Annotated in this window: 11 protein-coding genes; 7 read left to right on the forward strand and 4 right to left on the reverse strand. The window is 72.0% G+C overall.

Annotated elements, in window-relative coordinates; translation table 11 throughout:
* Window positions 1-118: 118 nt before the first annotated feature.
* From ACGFI1_RS07060 to ACGFI1_RS07075, 4 genes are all read right to left on the reverse strand, one after another.
* Entirely contained in the window at window positions 119-1,195 is a 1,077-nt protein-coding gene (locus tag ACGFI1_RS07060) for a DUF222 domain-containing protein (RefSeq protein ID WP_392783874.1), read from the reverse strand.
* A gap of 538 nt (window positions 1,196-1,733) precedes the next feature.
* On the reverse strand, window positions 1,734-6,659 hold the full coding sequence (locus ACGFI1_RS07065; protein ID WP_392784556.1) for a DNA repair ATPase: 4,926 nt from the start codon (window positions 6,657-6,659) through the stop codon (window positions 1,734-1,736).
* 142 nt (window positions 6,660-6,801) lie between these two features.
* Window positions 6,802-8,820 carry a flotillin family protein gene (locus ACGFI1_RS07070; RefSeq protein WP_392783876.1) on the reverse strand — a complete coding sequence of 673 codons (2,019 nt, stop codon included), beginning with the start codon at window positions 8,818-8,820 and terminating at the stop codon, window positions 6,802-6,804.
* A 71-nt stretch (window positions 8,821-8,891) separates the two neighbouring features.
* Window positions 8,892-9,608 (reverse strand): hypothetical protein, encoded by a 717-nt coding sequence (locus ACGFI1_RS07075; protein ID WP_392783878.1) that lies wholly within the window; start codon window positions 9,606-9,608, stop codon window positions 8,892-8,894.
* A 555-nt stretch (window positions 9,609-10,163) separates the two neighbouring features.
* On the opposite strand from ACGFI1_RS07075, the gene ACGFI1_RS07080 reads away from it, so the two are divergent.
* The 7 genes from ACGFI1_RS07080 to ACGFI1_RS07110 all read left to right on the forward strand — a co-directional run bounded on the left by ACGFI1_RS07080 (window position 10,164) and on the right by ACGFI1_RS07110 (window position 17,816).
* A complete protein-coding gene (locus ACGFI1_RS07080) occupies window positions 10,164-11,174 on the forward strand; it encodes a sulfotransferase family protein (protein ID WP_386872869.1) in 1,011 nt (336 codons plus the stop codon).
* A 537-nt stretch (window positions 11,175-11,711) separates the two neighbouring features.
* A complete protein-coding gene (locus ACGFI1_RS07085) occupies window positions 11,712-11,969 on the forward strand; it encodes an acyl carrier protein (RefSeq protein ID WP_089326922.1) in 258 nt (85 codons plus the stop codon).
* Entirely contained in the window at window positions 11,969-12,592 is a 624-nt protein-coding gene (locus ACGFI1_RS07090) for an SGNH/GDSL hydrolase family protein (protein ID WP_392783880.1), read from the forward strand. Before ACGFI1_RS07085 ends, ACGFI1_RS07090 begins: the two co-directional genes overlap by 1 nt.
* Window positions 12,593-12,627: 35 nt before the next feature.
* The gene (locus tag ACGFI1_RS07095) at window positions 12,628-13,458 is read left to right on the forward strand and encodes an SGNH/GDSL hydrolase family protein (protein WP_392783882.1); all 831 of its coding nucleotides are present in this window, start codon (window positions 12,628-12,630) and stop codon (window positions 13,456-13,458) included.
* Window positions 13,459-13,521: 63 nt separating this feature from the next.
* The gene (locus tag ACGFI1_RS07100) at window positions 13,522-13,992 is read left to right on the forward strand and encodes a nuclear transport factor 2 family protein (RefSeq protein ID WP_386872863.1); all 471 of its coding nucleotides are present in this window, start codon (window positions 13,522-13,524) and stop codon (window positions 13,990-13,992) included.
* Between the two features lie 116 nt (window positions 13,993-14,108).
* Complete coding sequence (locus ACGFI1_RS07105) at window positions 14,109-15,995, forward strand: acyl-CoA dehydrogenase family protein (RefSeq protein WP_392783884.1); 1,887 nt, start codon at window positions 14,109-14,111, stop codon at window positions 15,993-15,995.
* Window positions 15,996-16,001: 6 nt separating this feature from the next.
* Complete coding sequence (locus ACGFI1_RS07110) at window positions 16,002-17,816, forward strand: fatty acyl-AMP ligase (RefSeq protein WP_392783886.1); 1,815 nt, start codon at window positions 16,002-16,004, stop codon at window positions 17,814-17,816.
* The last annotated feature ends 72 nt before the right edge of the window (window positions 17,817-17,888 follow it).

Below are 17,888 nucleotides of genomic sequence, written 5' to 3' on the forward strand. Positions count from 1 at the left end.
TGTACCGGGTGGGTGGAGGCGGTAGGTGTAGCGGCCGTCCGTTGTTTTGGTGATGTGGAGGCGGTCTGGGTTGGTGTGTTTGTAGCGGTTGTGCCATCCGCAGGTGAGTGCGAGTTGGTCAATGTCGGTGGGGCTGTGGCCGAGGGCCCAGCCGTGGACGTGGTCGACTTCGCAGAGTGTCCCGGGTACTTCGCAGTCTTGGACGGCGCAGGTGGAGTACAGGGTTTCCAGGGACTTGGCGCTGTGGGGCGGTAGCGAACCGGACTCGATGGCCCAGGTAGAGGGGCAGGTTTCCGCGTCCTAGTAGGAGCGGTGAAACTCCGGCGTTCAGTGCGATGCGGCGGGCTTGGGCGGCGGGGATGGGGGTTCCGTCGGTGAGACGGGCGGGGGTGGTGCCGCCGGTGAGGGTGTCCAGGTCGCAGATGACGGTGACCTTGGTGGCCTTGTGCCCGCCCGACAGCACCGTGGTCAGCGCGGCCGCCGTCCGCTCCGACAGGTCGCGGTGGTCGTCGGTCCCGGCGGGTTTGGCCAGCGGCCCGAGCGTGCCGTCCCAGATCGCGGCGTCTTCGGCGTTCAGCCAGCCCTTGATGTAGCGGCCACCGTCCAGCGAACGCGTCGAGTCGATCCAGGATCGCTCGTAGCCGCGCGCCACGTCCTCGGGGGCCTGTTCGGTGCCGTCGCGTTCGGCGATGACGTCGCGGATCCGCTTGCCGAAGCTGGCGACTTTCCCGGCGGAGAAGCCCTGGTCGACCATGCCGAGCAGGATGCTCTCGGCCGCGGGGCAGTCATCGTCGTCGAGTCGGGTGATGGCGTCGGCGATGGTGGCGGCGTACCCGGCCGACAACTCACCGGCAGCCCACCGTCCGGTCATCTCGGGCAGGCGGTGCCGTTGGCGGGCCAGGGTCAGGCGTTCCTTGGCGCGGGATTCGCGCATCCCGAGGCGGGACCGCAGCCAGGACCGGGTGGAGGGGAAACCCCACCGCTGCACCTCGCGCGCGCCGTCCACCACGCCGATGAACCCGGCGAGGGCGGCTTCCTGCAGATCGGTGGTGGTGGCGAGGGTTTCGGTGAGTTCCAGGCACGCCGCTGCTGATTCGGGGGCGGTGCGGGAGGCGAGTTCGGCGGCGATCGCCGATGCCGCGTTCACCAATTCCATGGTGGACGCGGCGTCGAGGTCGACCGCGATTGAACTCATAGCCTTATGATATCCGGCCGGACGCTACTTCGTCCTTTCGAGTCGAAAATCGACCATGATTCTTTTGAGCTTCCTTGATCGGCTCTCGCATGTTTTCTCGAAAGGCTCATTTCGGGCATTTCGAATTGGCTACCTGTCTTGTTGTCGTGTGTGTTTCTGGTTGGGGTGGGGGCGGCGCGTCGGGCAGAGGGCAGGCGGAGCCTGCCCGACGAAAGCTGCACTCAGGGGCCGTAGAGGCTCCGAAGTCAAGGGTGGGACGGAGTCCCATCGCGAAGCGACGCCGAAGGCGCCCTTGACTTTGGAGGGGCGGCCCCGTACGCAGCGCCGCCCCCACCACAATTCCACGAACAACACTTAAGCCATGGTGTCCGGCGTGGTCGAACATCGACTTGTCAAACGCTGGTTCGGTTGAATGTCGGTCTGGTCGAACGCTGGCACAGTCGGGCGCCCCCTCCCGGTTGGATGTCCCCCCCGGTTCGATCACGTCGGATGTCCACTTGGTGAGTGTCAATCCTGGCGGACGTTCTGTGAACGGTGGCTAGGTGTTGCGGAGGGCCTTTTCTATGGCGGTTAGTTTGTCCGCCAGGTGGAGCAAGGCGCCCACGGACGGGTCTTCGGGGTTGCCCGCGAGGGTTCGGGACCGCTGGTAGGCCGCCTTCACCTCCGTCCAGCGGTCCGCTTCGGCGGTGGCCAGAGTGCCGCGGAGTTCGGACAGTTTCAGGAGGTTGGCTTCGGCGTCCGAGGTCAGCGTCTGCGACTCGGCCCGGTAGTGGTCGTCCAAGGCCGCTTCCAACTCCCGTGCGTTCATCACCGGGAGGACCCGTTCGGCCAGCTTGTTCATGTCGCGGTAGGAGCCCTGGAGGCGGAACGGCGGTTCGGTGCGGGACGCGTCGTCCTGCGCGGCGGAGGCGATGTACGCGCGGTTCACCGTCAGCACCACCCGCTGCACGTGGATCAGCTTCTCCAGGACGGACAGGATCTCGTCCAGTTCGGCCTGGGAGTAGGGGTGCGACAGGCGGTCCGGGCGGACAGTCTGGTCGCCCGACGCGAGGCGCACGAGCAACTCGACGTCCTCGCGGTCGCGGGTCGTCAAGGGGGCCAGGACCGGGTTCGAGGTCAGCGCGTTCTCGATATAGCTGAGCGCGAACAGGTCGTCCTTGCCGGACAGGACGTCGCCGAGGTTCCACACGTCGGCGCGGTTGGCGAGCATGTCGGGGATGCGGAAACGCCGGCCCGATTCGGTGTACGGGTTGCCCGCCATGCAGACCGCGAAGCGCTTGCCGCGCAGGTCGTAGGTGCGGGTGGCGCCTTCGATGCGGCGTTGGGCGTCGCAGAGCGGGATGAACTTCTGCAGGAACTCGGGGGACGTGTGCTGGATGTCGTCCACGTAGAGCAGGACGTTGTTTCCCATCTCCAACGCGAGGTTGATCTTCTCGACCTCGCGGGCCGCCGTCGCGTTGGGAGCCTGGGCCGGGTCGAGGGAGGTGACGTCGTGGCCCAGGGCCGGGCCGTCCACGCGCACTAGTGCCAGGCCGAGGCGGTCGGCGACGTACTCCATGAGCGTCGTCTTGCCGTAACCGGGCGGGGAGATGAGCAGGAGCAGGCCCATCTGATCGGTGCGCTTGCCCTCGCCGGCGGCGCCCAGCTGCTTGGCCAGGTTGTCGCCGATGAGCGGCAGGTAGACCTCGTCCACCAGGCGGTTCCGGACGAACGCGCTCATCGTGCGGGGCTTGAAGTCGGCCAGCCCGAGGCGCTTCTCCTCGACGGCGATCAGGTCGTTCCGCTGTTTCTGGTAGGCGCGGAAGGCGGGGACCCGCTCGGTGCGGAAGCGGTGGGTGCGGGCGAGGGTCTCGTCCAGGCGCAGGTCCAGGCGGCGGTCGGTGATGCGCGGGTGGTCGCCGAGGAGGTCCTCGATCGCGGCCGTCAGCGCGGCGGGGGAGTCGTAGCGGGCGGACGGGCACAGGAGCGTCGCCACGGCCTCGGGGAGGTCCGCTTCGTCGCCGCCGTCGCCGGTCGCCAGGTAGGAGGCCAGCCATGCTTCGGCCAGCTGGTGGCGGGCGGCCAGCGTGCCGGCGTCGCGCAGGTCGTCGTCGAGCGTCGTGTCGCCCAGCGCCTGCGTGAAGCCCTTCAGGAGGGCGCGGGCGCCCTGGCTCGTCACGAAGCCGTCCGGGGCGGCGGCCAGTTCCTCGACGAGGTACTCGGCGGTCAGCGGGTCGGGGAGGCGCAGGTCGTGCCGCTCGGTGAACTCGGTGATCGACGCCGTCAGCTCGGTGGTCAGGTCGGCCAGCGCGTCGGCGCGCCCGAACGCCTGGCGGGCGCGGACCAGCGACCGGGCGCGGGCCGTCCACATGCCCCGTTCGGTCTCGTCCGGGCCGTGCGTCCAGAAGAGCTGCGCGGTGGCCCGGGCCGGGCCCGGGTAGCGGAGCAGGCCCGCGTCGGCGCGCAGCCGCAGCAGGGCCTCCAGGATGCGGGCCGCGTCGTGGTCGTGGACGCCCCGCTCGTAGCCCTCGTCGTAGCGGTCGGCGGCCGCGTCCCGGACGAGGCCGAGCAGGCGCCCGTCGGCCGCCGCCGCGAACAGGTCGTCCAGGGGCGAGGTGGCCAGGATCGACGTCGCCAGGTACTCGGCCCGGTATGTTTCCGCTGTTTCCGAGACGAGGGTCTGGTTCCACAGGGGCCGCGTCGCGGCGAAGCCCTCGTCCTGGACGGGCGCCCGGTAGTCGGTCCCCGTGATCGCGAACGCGACCGTGTCGCGGTGCGGGACGAGCGTCAGCTCGATCGGGCGGGTGTTGACCGCGAACCGGTGCCGGCCCAGCCGGATCGTCCCGCCGTCGTCCCCGTACAGGTCGAGGCGGTCGCGCAGCGCCCGGCCCGCCTCCTGCCGGGCCGCCTTGACGCGCCCTTCCAGCTCCTCCGCGCGGACGCCGTCGTCCAGGCCGCGCAGCTCCTCGGCGATCGAGCGGAGCCGGGCCACCATCGCGTCGGTCGCGAAGTAGGTGTTGACCTCGTCCGGCGAACCGAGGGCGGCGGCGCGGCGGCGGACGCCCGCCAGGATCCGGTCCGCCGACTCGGTGAGCCGGTCGGTGCGGCGGGCGCGCTCGTCCAGCAGCGACTGCTTGCGGGACGAGAACGCCTCGTAGACCTCGGTCCGCTTGGTCTCCAGCTCGCCGAGGAACTCGTCCAGCTCGGCGAAGCGGGCCTGCAGCGTCTCCAGGCGGAGCAGCAGGCGGCCGAGCTGCTCGTCGCAGTCCTCGGGCGTGGCGGCGGTCGCCAGCGCGCCCGCGATCGACTGGTCCAGGAGGGCGAGTTCGGCGGCGAACGCCGCGCGGCCCTCGCGGCCGAGCAGGTCCCGGCGCCGGTTGTCGAGGACGGCGCGGGCCCGGTTGAGGCCGCCGAGCACCTCGCCGACCCGCTCCAGGATCGCCGTCCGCGCGGTCGCGTCGGTGATGTCGAGGTCCCCGACGACCTCGGTGACGACCTCCAGCCCCTCGTTCTGCGCGGCGAGCAGGTCGCTGAGGGGCGCCGCGTCGGCGGCGGTCTCGATGGCGCCGGCCGCCTCGGTGATGCGCTCGACCTCGGCGTGGTAGCCGGTGAAGGCGTCCTCGCCCTGGAGGAACGCGACCGCGCCCTCGCCCGCCTCGCGCAACTCGGCCTGGACGGTCTCCGACAGCTCGTCCAGCCGGGACGCGTCGACGTAGCGCAGGTCGCGCAGCGTTTCCAGCCGGCCCTGGGCGCGGCGGAAGGAGGCCAGCTGCGCCACCCAGCCGTCGGCCGTGGCCGGCGGCTCCGCATGGGCCCGGCGGATCAGCGCGGCGATGTCGTCCGCCGCCTCGGCGACGGCGGAGACCGCCTGCTCGGTGAGCGCCTGGACCTTCTCGAACTCGTCCAGCACCTGGCCCGCCGTCGCGCGGACGTCCGCCAGCGGCGCCGTCACCGCGCCGAGGTCCTCGTCGGCCAGCCAGTGGTACAGGTCGGCGGCCCGTGTGCAGGCGGAGATCAGCGCTTCGAACACCCGCGCGGACGGCGACATCTCGTCCACCATCCGGGTGACCGACAGGCATTCGGAGATGCCGCGCACGAGCTCGGCGTTCCCGACCCGCTCCAGCGGCCCGGTGCCGACCGGCTGCGCGGCGGCGTAGGCGTCCGAGACGTACGGGGTCGCCCAGATCTGCATGGGGTGCACCCGCGACGGCTCGTCGGAGAACGCCCGCATCACGACGAGCGTCCCGTCCGCGAACAGCGAGTAGCCGTGGCAGGTGATCGGCGTCGCGACCCGCTTGCGGATCACGTTGTACGGCAGCAGCAGCGACCGGCCGTCCTCCCGCGCGTGGAAGGCGTAGAGGACGTCCTCCCCGTTGGGGGAGCGGATGACCCGCTCGTACTCCAGCCCGGCCACGTCGGTGTCGAACGTCTTCGCGGTGCCGGTGTCGAGGTAGTAGCCGCCCGGGAAGATGATCCCGTGGTCGTCCGGCAGCCGCCGGCACGCCTGCGCGATCCCGTCGAGCCGCGTGACCTCCTTCGTGCGGACGTTGAACACCAGGTGCCGCCACGCCCGCTCGTTGTACGGGCGGATCCGCAGCAGGATCAGCGCGCCGACCCGCGCGTGCAGGACGTCGGCGTCCGCGAGCGACTGCAGCGGCTCGTCCACCGGCTCGGAGTAGATCCCCTCGCCGCTGTCGGTGTTGTCCTCGATCTTGACGGTGAGGGTGCCGCCGATCGTCTCGACGAACACCTCGCCCTCGATCGAGATGTGCGGGTGCCGGCCGAGGACGTGGTCGTCCCGGGTGGTCTCGACCCAGTCGACGTCGTGCGCGGGCGGGAACGCGTGGTCGCGCTCGCCCTGGTTGTCCTCGTAGGCGACGCCGCCGTCCGGGGCCGTCCGCCACCGCAGGACGCGCAGGTCCGACAGGCGCGGCCCCGTCTGGAAGACGGCGAGCAGCCGCCCGTCCACCAGCCTCAGCTGGAGCAGCCGCGCCTGCCGGTAGTACCGGTACATGTCGGCGAAGTCGCGCAGGAAGCGCGGGTCGTCCAGCAGCCCCGGCACCGCCTCCGGCCCGGCGGGGACGAACGCGATGCCGTCCTCCGTCCGGGTGAACCGGTGCAGCGAGAACACGTCGTCGACCGTCGTCTCCGGCTTCAGCCCGAGGAAGACGTTGTAGCCGAACAGCATCACCCCGCCGAGCGCCACCACGTCGCGGGGCACGCAGTTGTGCGCCGTGCGGATCCGCTCGGTGCCGGCCAGCCGCAGCTCCGTGCCGCCGAACACCTCCAGCCGCCGCGCGTTCAGCGCCTCCGCGCGCCGCGCCAGCTCGGCGGCCCGCTCGGCGAGCCGCGCCCGCAGCACCTCGTACGTTCCGTGGTCCAGCCCCGCCCGCCCGGCCCCGGCCCCGGCGGTCTCCGCCACGGCGGCGTCCCCGGCGGTCCCGGCGGTCTCGGGGGTCTCCGTCGCGGCGTCCCTGACGACCATGCTCACCCATCTCTCCCGTCTGCGTGTCGCTGTGATGGCGGCGCCTCGCCCGCGCACCGGTCGCGCGAGGGGGTTCGGTGGGCTGCGACGGGTCGCCGGCCTCGGCGGCCCCCGGTGCCGGCGACCCGTCGCAGGTCTTGGATCAATTCGCGGTCACGGCGGTTCCATTGAGCTCCGACAGCGGGGCGTCGGCGACGCCGAGGCGCCGCGCGGCGTCCAGCAGGTCCTGGAGGCCCTGCGCCTCCGGGCCGCCCGACTTGATCAGCCGCAGCAGCAGCGCCGAGAGGGTCAGGTCGCGGACGCCGCCGGTGTCGATCGAGCCGAGCAGCCGGGCCATGTCGTCGGTGAAGGACGACGTCCCGTCCAGCCACGGCCCGGCGAGGGACCGCGCCACCTCCGAGTTCTGCACGAACCCGTCCACGCTCTTGCCGAGCGCGATCGATCCGACGAGCCGGTCGAAGAAGACGCTGTCGCCGCCGACGATGTTGATGTCGGCCTGCTCCAGCCCGGTGGCGAGGACGGTGGCCTGCGCCTCCGCGACCTGCCGCTGCACCTCGATCCCGGCGAGCCGGACGTCCTTCTCCGCCTCCAGCCGCAGCCGGTACTCCTCGTGCTGGCGGGACGCCTCGTCCAGCGCGGCCATCGCGCCGGCCTTCTCGGTGAGGCCCTCGGCCTCGGCGCGCAGCGTCTCGCGGATCCGGGCGGCCTCCGCCGCCGCCATCTCCGTCGCGGCCGCGGCCTCGGCGCGGCCGACCTTCTCGATGGCGTCGGCGTCGCGCTCGCGCACCTGGACCTCGGCGAGCCCGGCCGCGGCGGCCTCCGCGCGCAGCCCCTCGGCCAGCCGGATCTTGGCCTGCGCGTCCATCTCCGCGGCCTCCTGCCGCGCCTGCGCCATCGTCAGCTCCTCGCGGGCGCGGTGCTGCGCGGCGGCCTCGGCCGCCTCCGCGGCCTTGATGTCCTTGACGAGGTTCTCCTGCGCCTCGGCCTCCGCGTGGATGATCACCGACTGGCGGGCGCGCTCGGCCTCCTCGACCGCGCGGAGCCGCTTGATGCCCTCCTCCTGCTCGGCGACGGTCCGCTCGACCGCGATGCGCTCCCGGACGACGTTCGCGATCTCCCGCTTCTCGGCCTCGACCTCCTTGTCGGCGGCGATGCGGGTCAGCTCCGTCTCCCGCTCGCGGCCGATGACCTCCAGCAGCCGGTCCTTCTCGATGCGCTCGCTCTCGATCGCGAGGACGCGCTCCTTGTTCTTCGCCGCGACGGAGATCTCGCGCTCCTTGTTCTCGTGCTGGACGCCGAGCTGCTCGTCGGTGCGGATGTGCGCGGTCTGCGCGCGGAGCCGCTCCTCGGCCTTGACCCGCTCGATCTCCGCCTGCTCGCGGGCCCGGACCGTCTCGATCTCGCGCTCCTGGCGGAGCTCGGCGTCGGCCTGGCGGCGCTCCAGCTCCAGGATCGCCTCGCGCGCCTCCACGTTCTGGCGGGTGATCTCCTTCTCCTCGTTGCGGGTGTACTCGTTGGTGCGGACGTGCTCGATCGCGGTCAGCTCGGTGATCTTCCGGATGCCCTGCGCGTCCAGGATGTTGGACTTGTCGAGCGACAGCAGCGGCGTCTGCTCCAGGTAGTCGATCGCCGCGTCCTCCAGGCTGTAGCCGTTCAGGTCCGTGCCGATGACCTGGATGATGTGGTCGCGGAACTCGTTGCGGCGGGTGTAGAGGTCGGCGAAGTCGAGGTGCTTGCCGACGGTCTTCAGCGCCTCGGAGAACTTCGCCGCGAACAGCTCCTGGAGCGTCTCCTGGCTGCTGGCGCGCTCGGTCCCGATGGCCTGCGCGACCTTGATGACGTCCTCGACGGTCTTGTTGACGCGGACGAAGAACGTGATGCGGATGTCGGCGCGGATGTTGTCCTTGCAGATCAGCCCGTCCCGGCCGGTCCGCTCGATCTCGATCGTCTTGACCGAGATGTCCATCAGCTCGGCCCGGTGCAGGACGGGCAGGACGATCGCGCCGGTGAAGGTGACGTCGACCCTCTTGAGCTTGGAGATGATCAGCGCCCGGCCCTGGTCGACCTTGCGGAACAGCCGGGTCACCATCAGCACGAGGCCGAGGGCGATGAGCAGGGCGAGCGCGAGGAGCACACCGGCTCCGATGGTGATGGTGTCCAAGGGGATCCCTCTCTGCTGGGGGGAACGAGGTCGCGGGGTCGAGGGCGCGGGGAGGCGCGCGGGGTGCGGGGTCAGGGGGACGGGCGGCGGGCCAGGTCGGACGCCGTGCCGTGCGGCATCACCCAGAAGAACCGGCCCTCCGGGTCGAAATCGAAGATCAGTGCGGTGCTGCCGGCGGTGAGGTCGTCGGCGGGGTCCGCGAGGTCCTTCGCCGCGCCGGCCACGGGCAGGTCGGACGCGGGCCGCCGCACCTGGACGATCGCGGACGACCCGTCCGGGGCGATCACCTCGGCCTGGCCGAAGTCGGGGCCGACCCGCCCGGTGCGGATGACGCACGGCAGCCCGACGAAGTCGCGCAGCGACGCACCCGCCTGGTCCTGGAAGACGCGGCGCAGCGGCAGCACGGCGAGGCGCGTCCCGGTCCAGGCCACCACCAGCGCCCCCGTCATGCCGAGGAGCCGCAGGGGAAGGCCGTCGGTGAGCGCCGACGCCGCCAGGCTCACGAACCACGCGAGCGCGATCAGCAGCGACAGCACGACCGTGACCGGGACGCCGCCGAGGCCGACCATCGCGAGCCGCTCGGCGACGAGCCCGTCCCCGTCGGCGTCGCCGCCGTCGGCGCCCCCGGCGCCGGCACCGGCCCCCGTATCGGCATCGGTGCCGGCGCCGAGGAAGTCGACGCCGAGGCCGCCGAGCAGGACGAGCGTCCAGTACCCGGCGACCACCAGGAGAGAGAAGCTGAACAGCGCTGTGGGAAAACCGAACGCGGCGTCGAGGAATTCGCCCATGGAAATGCACGCTCCCGCATCGAGACGTCATTGACCGACCGGGCCGCCGAAAGGGCGTTCCGGTAATGCGAACGGGTTCGCTGAGTGCGCGGGGGAGGTACGCGGTGGAGTACGCGGTGGGTCGTGCTCAGGTATCCGGGAAGGCGTGCGCCCAGGTGATGTGACTCAGGTCATAGGGCCTGACGTCCCGCGGGCGGGCGCGGAACGGCCGCGCCGGCGCGGCCGGCGGGGCATAGAAAAAGTGCCGGGGAGTCATCGAGCACCCTTCTGATCGGAGACACATCCTGTCTCGCCGACCAGGCTTCCCGGCACACCGATAGTTACTTTAGCTTATTTCTCGCCGAGAGGGAAGTCTTTAAACGACGGGTCGTCTGATAAGGCCCGCCGGCCGTGCCGTTCACGGCGAAAGTGATGATCCTCGCGGCACCGCGACGCCCCGGTTTTCGCGCTTCCGGGCCCCGCGAGGCCCCTGCCCGCCGGGGCTCCGCGGATGTTCAGGTTTCCTTGAGCCGCGCTGGAGCTTCGGCTCAGGTCCCGGGGGTACGTTCGCCCGCCATGACCAGGGAGTCCTGCCGGCCGATCATCGTCCTCGGGTGCCCGCGATCCGGGACGACGCTGCTGCAGCAGATGCTGCACTCGCACCCCGGGATCGCGTTCCCGTCCGAGACGCGGTTCGTGCACGTCGCCTACGAGCGCAGGCACGACTTCGGCGACCTGGAGCAGGAGGCGAACCGGCGGGCGCTGGCCGAGTGGATCACCGGCGGCGCCGACACCAAGTTCCCCGTCCTCGACCTGGACGCGGCGCGCGTCGTCGAGGAGATCGTGCACGGGCCGCCGACGCTCGGGTCGGCGCTGGCGGCGGTCTTCCGCGCCTACGCGCGGCGGCACGGCAAGCCCCGCTGGGGCGACAAGCGGCCGAGCTACTTCCGGCGGGTGCCGATGCTCCAGCGGATGTTCCCGGACGCGCAGTTCGTCCACCTCGTCCGCGACGGCCGGGACGCGGTGAGCTCGCTGATGCGGATGCCGTGGTTCAAGGGCGACCTGTACGCGGCGGCGCTGACGTGGCGGGAGGCGGTCGACACCGGCCGGCGCCTCGGCGAGCGCCTCGGCCCGGACACCTTCTACGAGTTCCGCTACGAGGACCTCGTCGCCGAGCCGGAGGACGCGCTGAGGGGCCTGTGCGCGTTCCTCGGCGAGGAGTACGACCCCGTCATGACGCAGGCGTACCGGCACGCGCGCCAGACCGTCCCGTCCTCGCGCAAGTGGCACCTGCGCACGCACGAGGCGCCCAACACCCGCCAGGTCGGCGCGTGGCGCGACCGGATGGCGGACTGGGAGGCGGACCTCGTCGAGCACGTCCTCGCCGACCGGCTGCGCCACCACGGCTACGAGCTGACCGGTGTGCCCCGCCCGGCCGCCGCGCACCTCGCGCGCTTCCACCGGCTCGCGACGCACCGCTGGCGGTCGCGGCACGCGCAGGCCGTCCGGGACCGGCTCGCGGAGGCCCGCGAGCCCAACCCCGTCGTCTCCCGCCTCACCGGCCCGGTGCCCCTGCCCGAGCGGTGACCGGACGGTGACCGCGCGCTGACCGGCCGCAGACCAGACGCCGGCCGGACGGACGGCCGCCGCCCCGGCTCTTTACCGGAAGGTGTGAGGACTGACACGGCGGGGTCAGGTGACCCTGTCTCCGGGGCAAGGGGGCCGTCGCGCGGCCCCGATGGACCCGTCTGGCCGGTTGTCCGAAATTCTCATGGAACGTGCCGGGCGGGCCGGCGCCCCGCCGCGGCGCGCCCGCCGGGGAACCGCGCAGGTGGCGTGCCCCGGTGCGCCCCGCGGGGGAGAAGCGGACCGCTGGGGCGGACGGGGACAGCGTTTTCCGATCATGATCGGCTGGGCCCCTTATCGGCAGGGGTTACCCGGCGGTAGCAAAGCGCCGTTTTTACCGCGCCGCTGACTTAATTTACGCGACGGAGACATGGTCGTGTCCGTTCGTTCACATACCGATCTGAGACACGCCCTGCTTTTGGTTGTATCTTGCGTGTTGCTCGTCACTCGATAGCTATCGCGATTGATTCGAGATCCTCTGACATAAGGAGGAGTGCGGTGACCAGTTCGGAAACAATTTCCCACGGCGAGCTGCAATCGTGGCTTCTTGACAGGATCGCCTTCTACCTCGACAGGCCCCCGGAAAACATCGACCCGGCGGTGGAACTCGCCCGCTACGGAGTGGACTCGGTCTACGCGATCAGCATCATCAGCGACATCGAGGACCATCTGCAGGTCGAGGTCGACGTGGCCGAGGCCCGGCGCCGCGAGACGGTGACCGCCCTCACCGACTACCTGCTCGAACTCGTCGCGTGATGGGCGGCCGGCCGGACGACGGGCCCGCGCTGGTCGTCCTCGGCGACAGCGTGGCCGAGGGCCAGGACGATCCGGACCCCGCCGGCGGGTGGCTCGGCTGGGCCGGGCGATTGGCCGCTCACCTGGGCATCCCCCGGGAGTTGATGCTGAACGCCTCCGATCCGGGCGCGACGGTCGAGGACGTGGTCCGCGACCAGCTGCCGGCCGTCCGGCACCTGCGGCCGGACCTGGTGGTGCTCGGCTGCGGCATGAACGACGCGCTGCGCGGCTTCGAGCGGCCGGCCGCGGCGCGGCGGCTGGACGAGCTGTTCGGCTGGGCGCGCGGGCGCGGCGCGGTGGCGCTGGCGATCCCGGTGCCGCGGCCCCCGCTGCTCGACCTGTCCCCGATCTCGCAGTTCCGCAAGAAACGCACCGTCCAGCGCATTCACGACTTCAACGCCGAGCTCGACCGCGTCTCCCGGGACCACGGAATGGCGTTCCCCGATCCGGAGACGGTGGCGAAAGTCGCTGACCGCGCGATGTGGAGTCCCGACGGAATCCACCTTAATCCGGACGGGCACGCCTATGTGGCGGAGGTGATCGCACAGCTAGCCGGAGACCTGCTCGGTGAGCGGGTGAGCTGAGCCTCGGGGGCCGATTCCAGCAGTGTGGGAAACAGATGAAGAGACCATTCGCGCTCGCGCGCGTCCCCCAGTCGATGATGCTGATTCCGCTGGCTCCCGTGCTGGCCTTCCAGGCGTGGCGGACGGTGCGCCGGACACCGCGGCTCGACCCCGCCGGCGGGGACGAGCACGGCTTCGTGCAGGGCGCGAACCCCGGTACCGGGCGGCCCGCGTTCCGCGTGGTCGTGATCGGGGAATCCACCGCGGTCGGCGTCGGCGCGTCCCGGCACACCGAGGCGCTGCCCGGTTGCCTGGCCGAGGCGCTGCGCGAGCGGCTCCGGCGCAGCGTCGCGTGGTCGGTCACCGGTGAGAACGGCGCCACCGCCCGGCGGATCACCAGCGGGCTCGTCCCGGCGGCCGGCGGCACCCTCAACGGCACCGCCGGCGGCGCGGGCGGCGGGACGGGCGGCGGCGCGGTCAACGGCACGGCCGGCGGGTGCGCGGCGGATCTCGTCGTCGTCACCGTGGGGATCAACGACCTGATCCGGCGGCGGCCGCTGCGCCGCTGGGCGGCCGACGTCAGCGAGCTGGTCGGCGTCCTGCGCGGCCGGTACGCGGGCGCGACCGTGCTGGTCGCGGGCATGCCGCCGGTGCACAGGTTCCCCGCCCTCCCGCAGCCGCTCCGGTACGTGCTCGGCGCCCGCGCGCGGGCCATGGACCGGATCATGCGGGAGGCGGCCCGGGCGGGCGGGGCGGTCCACGCTCCCATGGACGAGGCGATGGCGCGCGACCGCGGGCTGTTCGCCTCCGACGGATTCCACCCGTCGCCCGCCGGCTACCGGGCCTGGGCGCGCGACCTCGCGCACGCCGTGGCCGCTCCCCACTGAGACGACGCCGGACCGACACGACGCCGGCCCGAGACGGCACGGCGAGCGAAGGGAGCAGTTCGGATGACGGCTGCCGGAACGTTCCGAACGGCGGTGGAGGCCAAGGACCTCGCCGCCGTCACCCGCGCCCTGGACCCGGGCATCGAGTTCCGCAGCCCGGTGATGGTGCGGCCGTATCGCGGCCGCGACACCGTCACCGCGCTGATCGCGGTGCTGTTCGAGGTCTTCGAGGACTTCCGCTACCTCGACGACCTGGTCAGCCGCGTCCCGGACGGGCCCGGTCCGCCCGCGCAGGCGCTGATCTTCGATGCCCGGGTGCTGGGCAAGGAGGTGCAGGGGCTCGACTGGCTCAGGTTCGGCGACACGGGACTCGTCACCGGCCTGACGGTCATGGTGCGCCCGCTGCCCGCGGCGATGACGCTCGCCCGGGTGGTGGGGAGGCGGATGGAGGAGGCCGCGGGGGGAGCCGCGGCGAACGCCGCCGGGGTGGGCGGCGCGCACGGCTCGGGGGACACGCACGGCACGGCGCCCTAGGGCGCGCCGATCAGCGGGCGCGGCCGACGGTGCGGCCGGACGCCGCGGCCGCTGGAGCCGACCGAGGATCAAAGGGAGTGGAAGGAAAGATGGACAGTAAGGTCCCCGCACACCCCGTGAGCCCCGCACGCGCGGTTCCGGCGCTCGCGGACCCCGCCCCCGCCGGGCCGGCGTCCACGGACCCGGCACCCGCGCGGCCGGCACCGGCACGGCAGGCACCCGAACGGCAGGCGTCCGCGCGGCAGGCGTCCGGGAGCCCGCCGCCGCCGGGCCGGGCGCCCGCCGGGCTGTCCCCGGCGCACGGGATCGCCGCCGACCTGGACGGCTACCTCGGCGATCCGATGGACGACGAGGCCGGGCCGTTCTCCTACAAGGCGATCGTGGAGGCCGAGGAGCGCGACGAACTGCCGCCGGGCGCGGTGGACGCCGTCCGGGCCTGGGGCTTTCCTGCGTACCTGGTGCCGGCCCCGCTCGGCGGACGGCTGTCGACCCTGGAGGAGCTGTTCTTCGTGACCCGCGGCATCTCCCGCCGCAGCGTCACGGTGGCGGTGATGTACGGGTCGGGGCTGCTCGCGGTGAACCCCGTGTGGCTGTGGGGGAACTCCTGGCAGCGCAAGGCGGTCGCCGACGGGGTGCTGCGCGGCGACCTGGCCTGCTTCGGCGTCTCGGAGGCCGACCACGGCAGCGATGTGATGGCGTCGGAGTCGGAGGCCGAGATCCAGGGCGACGAGCTGGTGCTGACGGGCGTGAAGTGGCCGGTCGGCAACGCCACCCGCGGCCGGTTCGTGACCACCTATGCCAGGACCGGCCCGCGCGACTTCTCCCTCATCCTGGTGGACAAGCGGGAACTGGACCCGGCGGTCTGGTCGACGCTGCCGCCCGTCCGGACGGTGGGGCTGCGCGGCCACGACCTGTCCGGCGTCGCGTTCTCCGGGGCGCGGGTCCCGGCCGACCGGGTGATCGGGCGGCGCGGGTCCGGGCTCGTCCAGACGTTGAAGACGCTGCAGATCACCCGGACGGCGATCGCGGCGCTGTCGGTCGGCACGATGGACGCGGTCGTGCGGATCGGGATGGAGTACGCCCGGCAGCGCACCCTCTACGGCTCGGACATCTACAAGATCCCCGTCATCCGGGACCATCTGCTGAAGGCCCATCTGGACCTGCTGATCGCCGAGTGCGTCGCGATCCCGGTGGCGCGCTGCCTGACGGTGGCGCCGGGGCGGCTGAGCCTGTGGTCGTCGATCGTGAAGTACTTCGTCCCCGTGGTGGGGGAGGAGGTCGTGGCGAGCATCGGCACCGTCCTCGCCGCGCGCGGCTACCTGCGCGAGGGCGTGGCGCACGGGGTGTTCCAGAAGCTCCAGCGCGACCACGCGATCGCGAGCATCTTCGAGGGCACTACGCACGTGAACCTGGCGAACGTCGCCGGGCAGCTCCCCTACCTGATCGAGCCGCCAGAGGAGACCGGGCGCGAGGACGAGCTGCTCGCCGACCTGTTCTGCTGGACGCGCACCCCGCCCGCCTGGGAGCCGGACGGGCGGCTGCTCCAGCTCACCAACGAGGGGCGCGACGAGGTCGGGCAGCGGTTCGAGCAGCTCGCCGAGCAGGTCCTGGCGGCGGCGAACGCGCACGCGGCGCCCGGCGTCGCGGCGGAGCTGAAGGATCTCACGTCCAGCATCGGCGGGCTGCGCGCCAAGGTGGAGGAGGGCATCCGGACGAGCGAGGGCGACATCTCCTCGGTCGCCGCGCTCGCCCGCGCCAAGCGGTACTGCGAGCTGCACGCGATGGCCTCCTGCATGCTGACGTGGCTGCACAACAGGCACGCGTTCGGCGGGGCGTTCGCCGACGGCCAGTGGCTCGTGCTGTGCCTGCAGCGGCTGCTCCAGCGCGCGCAGCCCGACGCCGTCCTGTCGGAGGAGTTCCTCCCGTCGCTGGAGGACGCGATGTTCCGCGGCTTCGACGAACGGCGCTGGTTCTCCCTGCTCTCTCTCGCCGAGGACGAGTGATAGGCCGTGTACACGGATTTCGTGTCGCTGGTCCGGGACAACATCCGGACCCACGGTGACGACCGCTCGTTCACCTTCATCAGCGAGGCGTCTTCTTCCGGGGGGCAACCCCCCGCACCCCCCGGGGCCGGGCGCACCTATAAGGAGAACGTGCTCGGGTTCGCCGAACTCGACCGCAAGGCGCGCGCGCTGGCCCGCCGCCTGGAGGCGCGCGGGCTGCGGGACAGGGCCGTCCTGCTGCTGTATCCGGAGGGCCTGGAGTTCATCTCGGCGTTCCTGGGGTGCCTGTATGCGCGCGTCATCGCCGTCCCGGCGCCGCTGCCCGACCTGGACGCGGGACGGTTCGGGCGCACTCGCCGCATCATCGAGGACGCCGACATCGCGCTGATCCTCACCGACACCGCCCACCGGGGCACGCTCGACGCGTGGCTGCGGGCGGCGGGCCTGCGCAGCCGCCTGCACTGCCTCGACACCCAGGCGGGCAAGGACGTCGATCCGGGCGACTGGTCGCCGCCGGAGTTCGGCCCCGACACCCTCGCGTTCCTGCAGTACACGTCCGGCTCGACCAGCGACCCGAAGGGCGTGATGGTCAGCCACGGCAACCTGCTGTGCAACGGCGAGGAGATCAAGCGCCGGATCGAGGGCTCGCCCGACACGATCGGCGTCGGCTGGGTGCCGCACTACCACGACATGGGGCTGGTCGGTCAGTTCCTCCAGCCGCTCTACCTCGCCTGCCGGTACGTGTTCACCTCGCCGATCACGTTCATCAAGCGCCCCGTGCTGTGGCTGGAGCTGATCAGCCGGTACCGGGGCACGATCACCGTGGCGCCCAACTTCGGGTACGAGCTGGCCCTGCGCCGCGTCACCGACCGGCAGCTGGACGGGCTGGACCTGTCGTCGCTGACGGTGGTGAAGAACGGCGCCGAGCCGGTGCGGGCGGCGACCCTGGAGGCCCTCGCCGAGCGGTTCGGCCCGGTCGGGTTCCGGCCCGAGATGTGGATGCCCTGCTACGGGATGGCGGAGACGACGCTGCTCGTCACCGGCGCGCCGCTCGGCGGCGGCCCGGTGATCCGCGACTTCGACGCCGACGCCCTCACCAAGGACGAGGCCGTCCCCGGCACCGGACCGGGGCCCGTACGGCGGCTGGTGAGCAGCGGCCGGCCGGTCACGCTGGACGTGCGGATCGTCGACCCCGACACCCGCGCCGAGCGCCCGGAGGGGCGCGTCGGCGAGATCTGGGTGCGGGGCGGCAGCGTCGCACGGGGCTATTGGGGAAGCGCGGAGGAAAGCGCCGCGACTTTCCGGGCGAGAACGGACTCCGGGAACGGCCCCTATCTGCGTACCGGTGATCTCGGATTCCAGCTCGGCGGCGAACTCTTCGTCACCGGGAGGATCAAGGATCTGATCATCGTCAACGGCCGCAATATCCATGCCCACGACATCGAGGAGGCGGCGCGGGCGGCCCATCCGGCCGCATTGGTCGGCGCCGCGTTCGCCCTCGACGGCGCGCTGGACGGGGGGCCGGACGGCGGGCTGGACGCGGGCCGGGAGCACGTCGTCCTCGTCCAGGAGATCAGCACGCGGGCGGCCGCGGGCACACCCCTGGACGAGTTGGCGGCGCTCCTCAAGGCCCGTGTGGCACGGGCGTTCGAGCTGCCCGCGGTGAGCGTCGTGCTCACCGCGCGCGGCACCGTGCGCCGCACCACGAGCGGCAAGATGCAGCGCCGGCTGACCCGCGAGGCGTTCCTCGCCGGGGAGATCACCGCACTCGCGGACGACCTCGAACCGGGCGTCGCGGAACTCCGGCGGACCCCCGCATGACCGCCGTCCGCACGGCCGTCATGACCCCCATGACCTGCAATTCCGAAGATCCAGAAATTCCCCTCGACCAAT

It is taken from the genome of Actinomadura geliboluensis (genome assembly GCF_043197915.1).
Taxonomy (GTDB): domain Bacteria; phylum Actinomycetota; class Actinomycetes; order Streptosporangiales; family Streptosporangiaceae; genus Spirillospora; species Spirillospora geliboluensis.